Origin of the sequence: Micromonospora carbonacea (assembly GCF_014205165.1) — a bacterium.
Classification (GTDB): Bacteria; Actinomycetota; Actinomycetes; order Mycobacteriales; family Micromonosporaceae; genus Micromonospora; species Micromonospora carbonacea.
In genome coordinates this window covers 3,301,040-3,315,725 of the sequence record NZ_JACHMZ010000001.1, presented here as the reverse complement: position 1 = coordinate 3,315,725, position 14,686 = coordinate 3,301,040, and the positions used below count along the sequence as shown (strand labels likewise).

At 73.7% G+C, this 14,686-nt stretch carries 14 protein-coding genes; 10 read left to right on the top strand and 4 right to left on the bottom strand.

Annotation, left to right across the window (positions count from 1 at the left end; translation table 11 throughout):
• Positions 1–152: 152 nt before the first annotated feature.
• On the bottom strand, positions 153–383 hold the full coding sequence (locus HDA31_RS14435) for a hypothetical protein (RefSeq protein WP_178065468.1): 231 nt from the start codon (positions 381–383) through the stop codon (positions 153–155).
• Positions 384–434: 51 nt separating this feature from the next.
• Between HDA31_RS14435 and HDA31_RS14430 the strand changes: the two genes are divergently transcribed.
• Entirely contained in the window at positions 435–962 is a 528-nt protein-coding gene (locus HDA31_RS14430; protein WP_178065467.1) for a CPBP family intramembrane glutamic endopeptidase, read from the top strand.
• Between the two features lie 90 nt (positions 963–1,052).
• Here the strand turns inward: HDA31_RS14430 and HDA31_RS14425 are convergent, their stop codons facing one another.
• The gene (locus HDA31_RS14425; RefSeq protein ID WP_178065466.1) at positions 1,053–2,459 is read right to left on the bottom strand and encodes a KamA family radical SAM protein; all 1,407 of its coding nucleotides are present in this window, start codon (positions 2,457–2,459) and stop codon (positions 1,053–1,055) included.
• A 143-nt stretch (positions 2,460–2,602) separates the two neighbouring features.
• On the opposite strand from HDA31_RS14425, the gene kdd reads away from it, so the two are divergent.
• The 9 genes from kdd to HDA31_RS14380 all read left to right on the top strand — a co-directional run bounded on the left by kdd (position 2,603) and on the right by HDA31_RS14380 (position 12,853).
• Positions 2,603–3,664 (top strand): L-erythro-3,5-diaminohexanoate dehydrogenase, encoded by a 1,062-nt coding sequence (gene kdd / locus HDA31_RS14420; RefSeq protein WP_501039826.1) that lies wholly within the window; start codon positions 2,603–2,605, stop codon positions 3,662–3,664.
• Positions 3,665–3,668: 4 nt separating this feature from the next.
• A complete protein-coding gene (locus HDA31_RS14415; protein ID WP_178065464.1) occupies positions 3,669–5,240 on the top strand; it encodes an amidohydrolase in 1,572 nt (523 codons plus the stop codon).
• Positions 5,237–6,796 carry a lysine 5,6-aminomutase subunit alpha gene (kamD, locus tag HDA31_RS14410; protein WP_074476447.1) on the top strand — a complete coding sequence of 520 codons (1,560 nt, stop codon included), beginning with the start codon at positions 5,237–5,239 and terminating at the stop codon, positions 6,794–6,796. Before HDA31_RS14415 ends, kamD begins: the two co-directional genes overlap by 4 nt.
• Before the next feature lie 44 nt (positions 6,797–6,840).
• Positions 6,841–7,635, top strand: coding sequence for a lysine 5,6-aminomutase subunit beta (gene kamE / locus HDA31_RS14405; protein ID WP_178067578.1), 795 nt, complete (start codon positions 6,841–6,843; stop codon positions 7,633–7,635).
• Positions 7,632–8,024 carry a 3-aminobutyryl-CoA ammonia lyase gene (gene kal, locus HDA31_RS14400; RefSeq protein ID WP_074476446.1) on the top strand — a complete coding sequence of 131 codons (393 nt, stop codon included), beginning with the start codon at positions 7,632–7,634 and terminating at the stop codon, positions 8,022–8,024. Before kamE ends, kal begins: the two co-directional genes overlap by 4 nt.
• A complete protein-coding gene (locus HDA31_RS14395; protein ID WP_178065463.1) occupies positions 8,021–9,358 on the top strand; it encodes a glutamate mutase L in 1,338 nt (445 codons plus the stop codon). The genes kal and HDA31_RS14395 overlap by 4 nt, the downstream gene beginning before the upstream one ends.
• Positions 9,359–9,815: 457 nt before the next feature.
• Positions 9,816–11,435: an apolipoprotein N-acyltransferase gene (lnt, locus tag HDA31_RS14390; protein ID WP_178067576.1), complete on the top strand. Its 1,620-nt coding sequence runs from the start codon at positions 9,816–9,818 to the stop codon at positions 11,433–11,435.
• Positions 11,436–11,476: 41 nt separating this feature from the next.
• Complete coding sequence (locus HDA31_RS14385) at positions 11,477–12,265, top strand: polyprenol monophosphomannose synthase (protein WP_376701385.1); 789 nt, start codon at positions 11,477–11,479, stop codon at positions 12,263–12,265.
• 57 nt (positions 12,266–12,322) lie between these two features.
• On the top strand, positions 12,323–12,853 hold the full coding sequence (locus HDA31_RS14380; RefSeq protein ID WP_178065462.1) for an FxsA family protein: 531 nt from the start codon (positions 12,323–12,325) through the stop codon (positions 12,851–12,853).
• A 63-nt stretch (positions 12,854–12,916) separates the two neighbouring features.
• On the opposite strand, the gene HDA31_RS14375 is transcribed toward HDA31_RS14380, so the two are convergent.
• Both HDA31_RS14375 and HDA31_RS14370 read right to left on the bottom strand, forming a co-directional pair.
• A complete protein-coding gene (locus HDA31_RS14375) occupies positions 12,917–13,258 on the bottom strand; it encodes an RNA polymerase-binding protein RbpA (protein ID WP_007070998.1) in 342 nt (113 codons plus the stop codon).
• 281 nt (positions 13,259–13,539) lie between these two features.
• On the bottom strand, positions 13,540–14,685 hold the full coding sequence (locus HDA31_RS14370) for a hypothetical protein (protein ID WP_178065461.1): 1,146 nt from the start codon (positions 14,683–14,685) through the stop codon (positions 13,540–13,542).
• Between the last annotated feature and the right edge of the window lies 1 nt (position 14,686).

Sequence of the window (14,686 nt, the reverse complement as noted above, 5' to 3'; positions counted from 1 at the left end):
TCGGGTCCGGGTCGGACACGGGCTGTCGGCCGGTCTGTCGCGGTCTTCCGGCCCTGTCCGGGGGCGGCCGGCCGCTGCTGCACTCGGGGCATGGTCGTCAAGCTGCGTGGGTTGGTGCGGCGTTGGCCGGTGGCGTCGTTCTTCGCCCTGGCCTACGTGCTGTCGTGGGGTTGGTGGGTGCCGATCGCGGTCGCCGGGGGTGTGGTGCGCGGCGGCGATCCGTGGCCCACCCACATGCCCGGCCTGCTCGGGCCGCTGCTGGCGGCGGTGACGGTCACCGCCGTGACCGGTGGCCGGGCGGCGGTGGCCGGGTACGTCGGGCGGCTGTGGCGCTGGCGCGGCGGCTGGCGCACGGCGCTGCTGGCCGTCAGTCCGTTGGCCATGCTGGCCGTCGGGCTGGCCGCCGTCGCCCTGGCCGGTCAGCCGGTCCCGCCGTGGCGGGACCTGTTCGTGATCAGCGGGTTGCCGTCGGCGGCGCTGCCGATGCTCCTGGGTCTGGTGGTGCTCAACGGCCTGGGGAGGAGGGCGGTTGGCGCGGCTTCGCCCAGGAGCAGCTCCAGGCCCGCCACGGGCCGGTCCGGGCGGCGCTGCTCACCGCCGTCGGGTGGGCGGTCTGGCACGCGCCGTTGTTCGTCATCCTGGCCACCTTCCGTGGCTTCCGCCCCGCCGTGCTGCCCGGCTTCTTCCTCGGCATGGTCGCCGGCGCGGTGGTCCTGGCCTTCGTCTACAACGCCGCCGGCGGGGGCGTCGCCGCCGCGGCCTGCTGGCATGTGGCCTACAACCTGTCCTCGGCATCGGCCGCCGCGTCGGGAACCGTCGCCGCCGTCTCCACCGCCGTGGTCATGCTGTGGGCGGTGGCCCTGCTGGTCATGGCCTGGCGTGCCGCCCGCCGCGGCGCGCCGTGGCCGTTGCTCGCCGGAAGGCGTCGGGCCGGATCCGAACCTCTGACCCTAGTATCCTAGGATGCGCTACGGGGCGTGACCCGCCACGCCAGAACCGAAAAGCATGGGCCCCGGCATCCGCCGGGGCCCATGCGGTCGAGCGGGTGCCGGTCAGTCGTCGCGGTGGTCGTGCCACCACTGCTGGCCGGCGGCGGGCAGGGTGTCGATCGGGTCGTAGTAGGCGTAGCGCTTGTTGAGCGCCTCCAGGTCGGCCGACTCGATGGAGGTGCGGTAGTTCTTCGTCCAGTAGGAGATGCCGCGCTCGCGGTCGTAGTCGGTGAGCATGTGCACCCACCGCTTGCCGACGAACGGCACGTCGCAGACGATCCGCGGGGTGGCGTAGCCGGGGAGGTAGCCCATGATGTCGTGCTGGAGCTGCTGGGCGTGCCAGACCGGGACCCGCCAGTGCTCCGCGTTGGGGATCATGTCGCACATGTAGAAGTAGTAGGGCAGGATGCCCGCCTCGCCCTGGAGCGCGAAGCAGAGGTCGAGCAGGTCGGGGGCGGTGGCGTTGACGCCGCGCATGAGGACGCCCTGGTTGCGTACGTCGCGTACGCCGACGTCGAGGGCGGTCTGGGCGGCCTTCGCGACCAGCGGGGTGAGCGACTGGGCGTGGTTGACGTGGGTGTGGATGGCCAGGTTGACGCCGCGGCGGGCGGCGGTGCGGGCGACGCGTTCCAGGCCCTCGACGACGTCGGGCTGGAGCCAGTGCTGGGGCAGGCCCATGAGGGCCTTGGTGGCGAGGCGGATGTCGCGGATGGTTTCGATCTCCAGCAGCCGCATCAGGTACGACTCGAGGTTGCGCCACGGGACGTTGGCCACGTCGCCGCCGGAGACGACCACGTCGCGTACGCCGGGGTGGGCCTTGAGGTAGGTGATGTGGGCGTCGTAGCGGTCGACGGGCTTGAGGGTGAGCTTGAGCTTGTCGACGGCGGGGGTGGAGTTGCCGACGAGGTCCATCCGGGTGCAGTGCCCGCAGTACTGGGGGCAGGTGGAGAGCAGCTCGGCGAGGACCTTGGTCGGGTAGCGGTGGGTGAGGCCCTCGGCGACCCACATGTCGTGCTCGTGGAGGGAGTCGCGGCTGGCGTAGGGGTGGGAGGGCCAGTCGGTGCGCCGGTCGGAGGCGACGGGGATCATGTAGCGCCGGATGGGGTCGGCGAGGAGCGCGGCGGTGGTGAGCGGCGCGTGCGGCACCATGGTGTTGATCATCTGGGGTGGCACGAGCATGGACATGGTGGCCAGGGCCTGCTGGTCGGCTTCCAGGTCGGCGTAGAAGGACTCGTCGACGGTGTCGCCGAGGACGGCGTGCAGCTGCTTGATGTTCTTGACGCAGTTGACGCGCTGCCACTGGGCGCTTTCCCACTGTTCGCGGGTGACGTGACGCCAGCCGGGGAAGCGGGTCCAGTCGGGTTCGACCAGGGGGCGGCGGCGGTATTCGTAGGGCTGCCCGGCGGTCGGTGCGGCGACCGGGGCGTGACGGGGCTGAGGGATGGTCTCAGCCGGTTGGGTCTGGGTCACGGCCCCTCCTCGGTGCATGGTGCGGATGATCGGCGGCCCGTAGGCTACTGGAAAATATCCGGCGAAGAAATTAGTCTGCCGTAAGTTTTCCCGCGATGCGAGTCCTGCGCGGGGCTTCGGGCGGCTGGACAGGGGAGGTCGGCGTGACGTCACCGGTGGGTCTGCACCGTGTTGTCGAACCGGCGGGGGTGCTGCCGCAGGCGGCGTGGCGGTTGGACGCCAGTGCGCCGATAGCGCCGAACGAGGTGCGGATCCGGGTGGAGCGGTTGAACCTGGACGCGGCGAGTTTCCGGCAGTTGTGGCAGAAGCACGGCGGGGACGGGGGGAAGGTCCGCGCCGAGGTGCTGGAGATCGTCGCGACGCGGGGGAAGATGCAGAACCCGGTGACGGGGTCGGGCGGGATGCTGATCGGCACCGTGGAGGAGGCGGGCCGGCGGTCGCCGCTGGGGCTGCGGGTGGGTGACCGGGTGGCGACGTTGGTGTCGCTGACGTTGACCCCGTTGACGATCACCGACGGGTTGGCCCGCTGGGACGGGCGCAGCGAGCAGGTGCCGTGTGACGGGTGGGCGATCCTGTTCGCGCGGTCGATCGCGGCGGTGTTGCCGGCGGATCTGCACCCGGAGTTGTCCCTCGCCGTGTTGGACGTGTGCGGGGCGCCGGCGTTGACGGCGCGGGTGGTGGCCGATCAGGTGGCGCGGCGGGAGCGGGCGGGTGATCCGCGTCCGGTGTCGGTGGCGGTGATCGGTGGGGCGGGCAAGAGCGGGTCGTTGTCGTTGGCTGCGGCGCGGCGGGCGGGTGCGGCTCGTACGGTCGGGGTGGTGCCGGTGGTGGCGGAGCGGGACGCGCTGACGGCGGCCGGGCTGGCCGATGTGGTGGCGTTGGCGGATGCGCGGGATCCGGTGGGGTTGTCGACGGCGGTGACGTCGGCGTTGGGGGTGCCGGCGGACGTGACGGTGGTGTGCGTGGACGTGCCGGGTTGTGAGCACGGGGCGGTGTTGGCGACGGCGGACGGCGGGACGGTGATCTTTTTCTCGATGGCGACGAGTTTCGCGGCGGCGGCGTTGGGGGCGGAGGGGTTGGCGGCGGACGTGACGATGCTGGTGGGCAACGGGTACGTGCCGGGGCACGCGGAGTTGGCGTTGGGGTTGTTGCGGTCGGAGCCTGGGGTGCGCGGCCTGTTCGAGGCCCGGTTGGCGGCAGACTGACGTCATGACTAGTCCCTCGATCTTGTACCGCGGTGGTGTGCTGCACTGTCCGGCGGATCCGCGTGCGACGGCGTTGTTGGTGCGTGACGGGCGGATCGCCTGGTTGGGGGTGGATGCGGAGGCGCCGGCGGCGGATCGGGTGGTGGATCTGGCGGGGGCGTTGGTGACGCCGGCGTTCGTGGACGCGCACGTGCATGCGACGGACACGGGGTTGGCGTTGGCGGGGCTGGATCTGTCGGCGGTGGGGTCGGGGGGGCAGTTGTTGGACGCGGTGTCGGTGTTCGCGGCGGGTCTGCCGGGTGACGCGGTGGTGTTGGGGCACGGGTGGGACGAGTCGGGGTGGGACGATCCGCGGTTGCCGGATGCGGTGGCGTTGGGTCGGGCGGCGGGTGGGCGGCGGGTGTACCTGTCGCAGGCGTCGATCCATTCGGCGTTGGTGTCGGCGGCGTTGCTGGCGGCGTGTCCCGAGGTGGCGGCGGCGGCCGGGTTCGACGCGTCGGGGTGGTTGCGGCGGGACGCGCATCACGTGGTGCGGGCGGCGGCGTTCGGGTCGGTGACGCGGGCGCAGCGGGTGGCGGCGCAGCGGCGGGCCCTGGCGCAGGCGGCGTCGTTGGGGATCGCGGCGGTGCACGAGTGTGGCGGTCCGGAGATCTCCGACGAGGAGGACTTCACGGGGTTGCTGGCGGTGTCCGGGCGGGGTGTGCCGGAGGTGTACGGGTACTGGGGTGAGTTGTTGGGTGCGGCGCGGGCGCGGGAGTTGGGTGCGGTGGGTGCGGGTGGGGATCTGTTCGCGGACGGTGCGTTGGGGTCGCGGACGGCGCACGTGTCGGCGGCGTACCTGGATGGGGAGCCGGGGGCGTGTGGGCACGGGTACGTGACGGCGGAGCAGGTGCGTGACCACTTGTTGGATTGTGTGGCGCACGGGGTGCAGGGCGGGTTCCACGCGATCGGTGATGCGGCGATCGGGACGGTGTTGGCGGGGTTCGCGGGGGCGGCGGAGCGGGTGGGGGTGGAGCGGTTGCGGGCGGGGCGGCACCGGGTGGAGCACGCGGAGTTGATGGGGCGGCGGTCGATCGCGGGTTTCGTGGAGTTCGGGATCGTGGCGTCGATGCAGCCGGCGTTCGACCGGTTGTGGGGTGGTGCGGGTCGGATGTATGAGGCGCGGTTGGGGTTGTCGCGGTCGTTGGAGTCGAATCCGATGGGTGCGATGCATTCGGTGGGGGTGGCGTTGGCTTTCGGGTCTGATTCGCCGGTGACGCCGTTGGATCCGTGGGGTTCGGTGCGGGCGGCGGCGGCGCATCACAATCCGGTGCAGCGGATGAGTGTGCGGGCGGCGTTCGCGGCGCACACCCGGGGTGGGTGGCGGGCGGTGCAGCTGGACAACGAGGGTGTGTTGGCGTTGGGGGCGCCGGCGACGTTCGCGGTGTGGGACACCCCGGCGGGGGTGGACCGGGGGTTGCCGGTGTTGCAGGCCGAGGACCCGGAGTTGCGGGGTGCGGATGATCCGACGCCGTTGCCGGTGTGTCGGGCGACGGTGTTGCGGGGTGACGTGATCTACGAGGAAGGCGTGTCGTGACGGGCAAGCTTGGGTTGGATCCGGCGCTGGTGGGGCGGGCGCGGGAGTTGGCGCGTCGGGCCGGGCAGCCGGTGGTGGATCTGGCGCGTAGCCACACGACGGTGTCGGTGGAGCGGGCGGTGTTGCGGCTCGCGGGGGTGTCCGGTGCTGATCCGGACGGGATTCCGTGGGTGAACCGTCTGGTGGACGCGGTGGTCGCCGACGTGGGGTTGGGGCACGGGGTGGCGGTGCCGGTGTTCGACGCGTTGGCGCGGGAGGGCGTGTCGGATGTGACGTTGTTGGCGCAGAAGGCGGCGGCGGGGTCGGTGCGGTTCGGTGTGCCGTCGGGGCGGGCGGCGTCGGCGGCGCGGCGGGGGTCGCGGCGGGCGGTGGCGGCGGGGATCCGGCGCATCGATCGGCGGCGGGCGGAGCGGGATCGTCTGGTGAGGCGGTTCGGGGATCCGGCGCGGCGGCCGTGGATCTATCTGATCGTGGCGACGGGTGACATCTACGAGGACATTCCGCAGGCGCAGGCGGCGGCGCGGGCGGGTGCGGACGTGATCGCGGTGATCCGGTCGACGGGGCAGTCGTTGTTGGACTATGTGCCGGAGGGGGCGACGCGGGAGGGGTTCGCGGGGACGTATGCGACGCAGGAGAACTTCCGGTTGATGCGGGCGGCGTTGGATGAGTCGTCGCGGGAGTTGGGTCGGTACGTGCGGTTGACGAACTACGCGTCGGGTCTGTGTATGCCGGAGATGGCGACGTTGGCGGGCCTGGAGCGGCTGGACATGATGCTCAACGATTCGATGTACGGGATTTTGTTCCGGGACATCAATCCGATTCGGACGTTCGTGGACCAGCGGTTTTCGCGGCAGGTGCACGCGCGGGCGGGGATCATCATCAACACGGGTGAGGACAACTATCTGACCACTGCGGACGCGGTGGACGAGGCGCACACGGTGACGGTGTCGCAGTTGTTGAACGAGTTCTTCGCGCACGAGGCGGGTTTGGCGGACTGGCAGTTGGGGCTGGGGCACGCGTTCGAGATCAATCCGGATGTGCCGGAGTCGTTGCGTCTGGAGTTGGCGCACGCGTTGTTGGCGCGGGAGTTGTTTCCGGACGCGCCGTTGAAGTGGATGCCGCCGACGAAGCACATGACGGGGGACGTGTTCCGGGGGAACCTGTTGGACGGGTTCTTCAATCTGGTGGGTGCGATGACGGGGCAGGGGATCCTGCTGGTGGGGATGATGACGGAGGCGGTGGTGACGCCGTGGTTGTCGGACCGGGACATCGCGTTGCAGAACGTGCGGTACGTGTTGGGTGCGGCGGGTGGGTTGCACGAGGATTTCGTGCCGGCGTCGGGTGGGTTCATCCAGCAGCGGGCGAACCGGGTGCTGGGTGAGGCGGTGGACCTGTTGGAGCGGATCGGGGATCAGTCGTTGTTGACGGCGATCGCGGAGGGCACGTTCGGGATCATGAAGCGGCCGGCGGACCGGGGGAAGGGTCTTTCCGGGGTGGCGCGGCATGAGGGGGACTACTACAACCCGGCGACGGAGATCCTGGAGCTGTCGGCATGAGCGAGCGCACCGAGCGGAGCGAGGGCCGCGTCGGCCAGCGCAGCATGAGCGAGGAGAGCGAGGGCGTGTCCGGCCGGCGCGGCACGGGTGGGAAGAGCATCGTGCGGCCGTACGGGGACACGACGGGTGACGGCATGGTGCAGGTGTCGTTCACGTTGCCGGTGCCGCACGACAAGCGGGCCGAGGGCGCGGCGGTGCAGCTGGCGAACAGGATGGGCATGGATCCGGCGATGCTGGTGCACGCCAAGCCGATCGGTGACGGGTTCACGTTCTTCGTGGTGTATGGGCGGGTGAACCACCTGGTGGACCTGTCGACGGTGCAGGTGGTGGAGCGTGACTTCCCGCTGTTGTCGGCGAAGGAGGTCAACGCGGTGGTGAAGCGGCGGCTGCGGCGGAAGCTGTCGGTGGTGGGCGCGTGCATCGGCACGGATGCGCACACGGTGGGGATCGACGCGATCCTCAACGTGAAGGGCATCGCCGGGGAGAAGGGCCTGGAGTACTACCGGGAGTTGAAGGTGACGAACCTGGGTGCGCAGGTGAGTGTGCCGGAGCTGGTGGAGGCGGCGCGGCGGGAACGCGCCGACGCGGTGCTGGTGTCGCAGGTGGTGACGCAGCGGGATGCGCATCTGCACAACACGCGGGAGATGTCGGCGGCGTTCCGGGAGGCGTTGCCGGCGGGGCGGCGGCCGTTGTTGATCGTGGGTGGGCCGCGGTTCGACGAGACGATGACCGCCGAGTTGGGCGTGGATCGGATCTTCGGTCGGGGCACCACCCCGGGCGAGGTGGCCAGCTATCTCGTCCATGCGTTGGTCACGTCGAGGAAGGCGGGTGTGGCATGAGTGATCCCCGGGTCGGTCTGACCGTCGTGCACCGCCGGTATGTGCCGTATTCGCATGCCCACTATGCGGGGAGCCTGGTGGACGGGGCGTACGCGTTGGGGTTGTTCGGGGACGTCGCGACGGAGGTGTGTATCCGGACCGACGGGGACGAGGGGTTGTTCGCGTCGTATTCGCAGGTGCAGTTCCGGGCGCCGGTGCGGGCGGGTGACGTGGTGGAGGTGGCGGCGACGGTGACGCGGGTGGGCACGCGCAGCCGCACGATCGACTTCGAGGCGCGGGTGGTGTGTCGGGGGCGTCCGGACCGGGGTGGGTCGGCCGCGGAGGTGTTGGCCGAGCCGATCGTGGCGGTGACGGCGACCGGCACGGTGGTCGTGCCGCCGGTGGCGTGAGCACGGCGGTCTGCGTCGACGTCGGTTCGACGTACACGAAGGCGGTGGTGGTCGACCTGGACGGCGGCCGGCTGGTCGGTGCGGGGGCGTCGCCGACGACGGTGGGTTCGGACGTGCTGCTCGGGTTGGACGCGGCGGTGGGGGCGGCGACGGCGGCGGCCGGTGTGGGTGACGTGCCGTGGTACGTGTGTTCGTCGGCCGGTGGTGGGTTGCGCCTGGCGGTGGTGGGCTACGAGGCGTTGGTGACGGCGCAGGCGGGTCGGCGGGTGGGCCTGTCGGCGGGGGCGGACGTGGTGCACGTGGCCGCGGGCCGGTTGGGTGCGGCGGAGGTGGCGGCGTTGCGGGCGGCGCGTCCGGATGTGGTGTTGCTGGTGGGTGGCACCGACGGTGGGGACGCGGAGGTGTTGACGCACAACGCGACGCGCCTGGCGCGGGCGCGGTGGCGGGTGCCGGTGGTGTTGGCGGGCAACGTCGACGTGCGCGAGGAGTTGCGGGCGGTGTTGGCGGGGTCGGGGGTGCCGGTGTCGGTGGCCGACAACGTGTTGCCGCGGATCGGGGTGTTGGAGCCGGGGTCGGCGCGGGCGGCGATCCGGGAGGTGTTCCTGCGGCATGTGATCGGTGGGAAGCGCCTGTCGCGGGGGCCCCGGTTCGGGCGGCTGGTGCGGGCGGCGACGCCGGACGCGGTGCTGACGGGGGTGGAGGTCCTCGCCGACGCCGTCGGTGGGGACCTGTTGGTGGTGGACGTGGGTGGGGCGACGACGGACGTGTATTCGGTGTTGACGCCGGACGAGCGGGCGGGCGGGCCGGGGCGGGAGGTCGCCGGGTCGTTGTGGCGGGCCCGCACGGTGGAGGGGGATCTGGGGGTGCGGTGGAGCGCGCCGGGGGTGGTGCGGGCGGCGGCGCAGGAGCGGCTGGTCGACGCGGCGGAGGAGGCGGCGTTGGCGGTGGCGGCGCGGGCGCGGGCGGCGGATCCGGGGTGGGTGGCGGCGGACGGCGCGGGGTGGGTGGTGGACGCGCGGATCGCGGCGTTGGCGGCGACGGTGGCGGTGCGTCGGCACGCGCGGGGTGGGGCGACGGGGGAGCGTGGGGGGCGGGATCTGCGGGACGTGCGGCTGCTGGTCGGGTCGGGGGGTGTGTTGCGTCACGTGCCGGCGGGGGTGGGTGCGGGGGTGTTGGGGGCGGTGTTGGCGGATCATGCGGGCGGGTGGGCGGTGCCGCGGGCGGCGCGGGCGGTGGTGGACGTGGAGTACGTGCTGGCGGCGGCGGGGTTGTTGGCGGCGGATCATCCGGGGGCGGCGGGGGCGTTGGTGCGGCGGTGCCTGGCCGTGGATTGAGACTCGCCGACGCGACACGCCGGGGCGGGTGGGGCGACTGGCCGGGGGCGGGTTGACAGGGGCCGGGGGGCAGCACGTACCGTCTTTGAGTCCTACTACGGGAAGCGGCTGTTGTTCGCTTCGTCCCTTCGTCCGCTGGCCGAGTGACCTTCGACGGTTGCGGCGGCCAGGTCCAGCGGGCGGGGGTCGGCGGGGCGGCGCGAACCGGCCGCGGTTACCGGTGTACGGGCAGGGTGAGGTGCGCGGCCAGTAGACAACGGCCAGGCGGGGGCAGCCAGTTTCCCGTCGGGTCGGTCCGAAGGTCGTGGTGCCTGATCCTCGCCCCACCGGCCGGGAAGGGCCTGGGAGCATCGGGGTGCGGCGTAGGCCGTGCCCCGATTTCCGTTTCTCAGGTGGCGTCTGTCGCCGGGGCGACGCGGTGGTGCGGGTAGCCTTCGGCGGTGTGATCGCAGGTGAGATGCCGGTGACGGCTGTCGCGCAGGACCCGTCGTCTGCGCCGGTGGCGCGTCCGGCCGCAGGGCCGTTGCCGTTGCGGGTGGCCGTGCCGGCGGCGGTGGCGGCCGGGTTGGTGCTGCTGGTGGCGTTCCCCCCGTACGACTGGTGGGTGGCGGCCCCGGTGGGGGTGGCGTTGCTGGCGGCGGCGGCGCACCGGCGTCGGGTGCGCGCGGGCGCGGGGTTGGGTTTCCTGGCGGGGCTGGCGTTGTTCGCGCCGCTGCTGGAGTGGACGAACCTGCACACGGGGATGCTGCCGTGGGTGTTGTTGTCGCTGTCGCAGGCGGCGGTGGTGGCGTTGCTGGGTGCCGCCTCGGCGTGGGTGTCGCCGGTGGTGGACCGGTGGCGGTGGGCGTGGCCGGCGGTGACCGGGGTGTTGTGGGTGGCGCAGGAGGCGCTGCGGTCGCGGGCCCCGTTCGGGGGGTTCCCGTGGGGCCGGTTGGCGTTCAGCCAGGGCGATGCGCCGACGCTGCGGTTGGCGGCGTGGGGTGGGGCGCCGCTGGTGACGTTCGCGGTGGCCGTGGCGGGTGGGCTGGTGGTGGCGGCGCTGTGGCGGCCGTGGCGGGCCGGGGCGCGGGCGCGGTGGGCGGCGGTGGGGCCGGCGGTCGCGGCGGTGGCGGTGCTGTCGGTGGGGTGGCTGGTGCCGGTGGGGGTCGCCGGTGGTGGGGCGACGGTGACGGTGGCGGTGGTGCAGGGCAACGTGCCGCGGTTGGGGTTGGACTTCAACGCCCAGCGGCAGGCGGTGCTGAACAATCATGTGCAGGCGACGTTGGACCTGGCGGCGCAGGTGGCGGCCGGGCAGCGCCCGCAGCCGGACCTGGTGGTGTGGCCGGAGAACGCCAGCGACATCGACCCGTTGCGCAGTGCGGCGGCCGGTGAGCGCATCGGTGTGGCGGCGGCGGCGGTGCGGGCGCCGATCCTGGTGGGCGCGGTGCTGGTGGGTCCGGGGCCGGGGCAGAGCCAGAACGCGGGGATCCTGTGGCGGCCGGGGGCCGGGCCGGATCTGGAGCAGATGTACACGAAGCGGCATCCGGTGCCGTTCGCGGAGTACGTGCCGTTGCGGGACGTGGCGCGGATGGTCAGCAAGGAGGTCGACCGGGTCCGCAGCGACATGGTGGCCGGTGACCGGCCGGGGGTCGTCGACGCGGGTGCGGTGACCGTGGGTGACGTGATCTGTTTCGAGGTGGCCTACGACGGGTTGGTGCGGGACACGGTCACCGGCGGCGCACAGCTGCTGGTGGTGCAGACGAACAACGCGACGTTCGACGTGGCGGAGGCCCGCCAGCAGTTGGCGATGGTGCGGGTACGGGCGGTGGAGCACGGCCGTGCGTCGTTGATGGCGTCGACGGTGGGGGTGTCCGGGTTCGTGGGCGCCGACGGGCGGGTATCCGACGCCACCGGGTTCAACACCCGCGCCGTGGTGTCGCGGCAGCTGCGCCTCGGTGACGGGCGCACCCTGGCCACCCGGGTCGGGGTGTGGCCGGAGGTGGCGTTGGTCGCGGTGGCGGTGGCCGTGGTGGCCGGTGCGGCGGTGCTGCGCCGGCGGCGCTCGGGCGCCGAACGGTCCCGAGTGACGGTGGGCTGACGGATGCGCCGGCGGTGCCGGCGGGAACGGTGGGTGCAGCGGTGGGCGTGCGAGCACGGGCGGGCCGGGCGCCGCTGCGGCGGGTGCTGGTGGTCATCCCCACCTACAACGAGGCCGACAACGTGACGTCGATCGTGGCGCGGGTGCGGGCCGCCGTCCCGGAGGTGGACGTGTTGGTCGCCGACGACGCCAGCCCCGACGGCACGGGGGTCCTCGCCGACGCCCTGGCAGCCTGCGACGGGCGGGTGCACGTGCTGCACCGGGCCGGTAAGGAGGGGCTCGGCGCGGCGTATCTGGCGGGGTTCGCGTGGGCGCGGGAACGCGGCTACGACGCGGTGGTGGAGATGGACGCCGACGGTTCCCACGCGCCGGAGGACCTGCCGAGGTTGTTGGCCGCGGCCGCCGACGCGGACGTGGTGATCGGGTCGCGGTGGTGCCGGGGCGCGCGGGTGGTGGGGTGGCCGCTGCGGCGGCTGCTGCTGTCGCGGTGCGGGAACCTGTACACGCGGGTGGCGTTGGGGATGCCGGTGACGGACGCGACGGGCGGGTACCGGGTGTACCGGTTGGGGGTGTTGGACGCGGTGGACCTGGGGTCGGTGTGTTCGCAGGGGTATTCGTTCCAGGTGGAGTTGTCGCGGTTGGCGCATCGGGCGGGGGCGCGGATCGTGGAGGTGCCGATCACGTTCGCGGAGCGTCAGCGGGGGGCGAGCAAGATGAGCGGGTTGATCGTGGCGGAGGCGTTGTGGCGGGTCAGCGTGTGGGCGGTGCAGGATCGGCGGGCGGCGTGGCGGCGGGGCCTGCACGGCGACGGTCAGGTGCGGTGGCCGTGAGCGGCGGCGTGTCATGCTTGCGGGACCGGGTGGGACGCGACGGGGCGATGGGGTGAGATGCGCCGAGGACTGAGGTTCGTGCCGTTGGCCGCGTTGGCGGCCGTGTTGGTGGAGCTGGCGGTGTTCGTGGGTGTCGGCCGGGCGGTCGGGTTCGGCTCGGCGGTGCTGCTGGTGTTCGCGGCGTCGCTGCTGGGGTTGGTGCTGCTGCGCCGGGAGGGCATGCGCGCGTGGCGGGGGTTCCGGGCTGCCGCGCAGGCGGGCGCGCCGCCGGGCCCGCAGGTCACCGACGGGCTGGTGGGCCTGTTGGGGGCGCTGCTGCTGGCGGCGCCGGGCCTGGTCTCCGGGGTGGTGGGGTTGGTGCTGCTGGTGCCGCCGGTGCGGCGGCTGGCGGGCGCGGGGGTGCGCCGGGCCACGGAGCGGCGGGTGTCGTCGATGGTGGCCGGTGACCTGTTCGGGCCGCGGCGGGTGCGGGTGCGCCGCGGCGACGCGCCACCGTCCGGGCAGCCCGAGCCGACGGAGCCGGGACGGGCCGCGCCGACGGTGGTCGACAGCGGCGCGGCCATCGAGGGTGAGATCGTCGACCGGTAGCCGGTCGCAGACGCGAAACGCCCCCGCGGGGATGATCCCTGCGGGGGCGTCGTCGGCGGTGGGTCAGGCGCGGCCGCGGCGGGTGCGAACCTCCTGGAGCCGTTCGGCGAGGATGTCCTCCAGCTCGGCGATGGAACGGCGCTCCAGCAGCATGTCCCAGTGGGTGCGCGGCGGCTTGGCCTTCTTCTGCTCCGGCTCAGTGCCGTCGACCAGGCGGGCGACGCTGCCGTCGAACTTGCACTCCCAGGTCGTGGGGACCTCGGCGTCGACGGCGAACGGCACCTCGAACTGGTGGCCCTTGGCGCAGAGGTACTCGCGGGTCTGACGCGGCGCGAGCTCCGTGTTGCGGTCGGATTCGTAGCTGACCGCGCCCAGACGGCTTCCGCGCAGCATACGCTCGCCCATGATCGACTTCCCCTCGTTCGTGGTGGTGGCCTTCAGGTCCAACGGTGTCTGTCGGCCGGGTCATTCCCGCCCCGCCGGGCCACACCCCGCCGGCCGGCGGGACGCGGCGAGCCCCGCCGCCCCTGCAAGGGTAGCCGGCCACGCCAGGTGCCCGGCGGGGTCGTCCCGGCCGGGCGAATCGGTGGAGGTGTCCGGCGGCTCACCGGGGATGCTACCCATTCCCGCGCGGGCGCGGGCGGCGCCGCCCGGTGACGCGCCGGTCGCCGCGCCCACCAGCGCCGTCAGCGCGGCGGGGACCCCAACCGGGCCAGCGCGGTGGCGAGGTCGCTGACCTGGTCGACCAGTTGCGCCGAGCGGCGCTGCGCGGCGTCGCGTTCGGCCTCGGCCGCGCGCAGCCGTACCTCCAGCTCACCGAGGCGGCCCTCGACGGCGGCGGCGGCCTCCCGCGCGGCCGCCGCCTGGCCGGTGGCCGCGTCGAGGGCGGCGGTGGCCTCGGCCAGCCGCGCCGCCAGCGCCGCCGCGTCCTGGCGGGCGGCCTGCGCCTGCGCCCGGGCGGCCTCGGCGTCGCGGCGCGCGTCGGCGGTGTCGGCGCGCAGCCGGTCGGCCTGCTCGCGGGCCCGCTGCGCGTCGGCGCGGGCGGCGTCGGCGCCCAGCGCGGCGCTGCGGGCGTCGGCGAGGGCCTGCCGGGCCTGCGCGTCGGCCTGCTCGGCCCGCTGGCGGGCCTGCGCCGCGGCCTCGGCGTCGCGGCGCGCGGCCTCCCGGGCGGCGTCGCGTTCGACGCCCAGGTCGGCGGCGCGTTGCCGCTCGGCGTCGCGTTCGCCGCGCACCGTGCGCAGCTCGTGGCGGGCCGCGTCGCGGTCCCGTTCGGCCTGCACCCGCAGCGCCTGCGCCGCGTCCGCGTCGCGGCGTGCGGCGTCGCGGGCCGCCTCGGCGGCGGCGGCCCGCTGCCGGTCGGCGGCCGCGTCGGCCAGCGCCGAGTCGGCGCGGGCGACGGCGGCGTCGCGTTCGGCGGTGGCGGTGCGGGCCTGCTGGCCGGCGCGGGCGGCGGCCGCCGCCGCGTCCTGGGCGTCGCGGCGGGCCTCGTCGCGTTCGGTGTGCGCCTGGGCGAGTTCCGCGGCGGTCTCCGCGCGCAGCTGGGCCAGCTGCCGCTGCACCCCCGCCGGGGACAGCTCGGCGTGCAACGCCTCGGTGAGGGTCTGCACGATCTGGTCGAGGCGGTCCACCGCCTCCCAGGTGCGGGCCACCTGACCGGGCAGGCCGGGGGCGTTGCGGTGCCGCATCCGGCTGTTGCGCGAGGCCCGCTGGCAGGCGCCGTCGTTGTCGCGGCAGTAGCGGAACGGCCGGCCCGCGCCGGCCCGCTGCGGCACGTCGCGCCCGCAGTGGGCGCAGGGGCGGATGTCGGCGGCGGGGGAGGGCTGGTCGTCCATC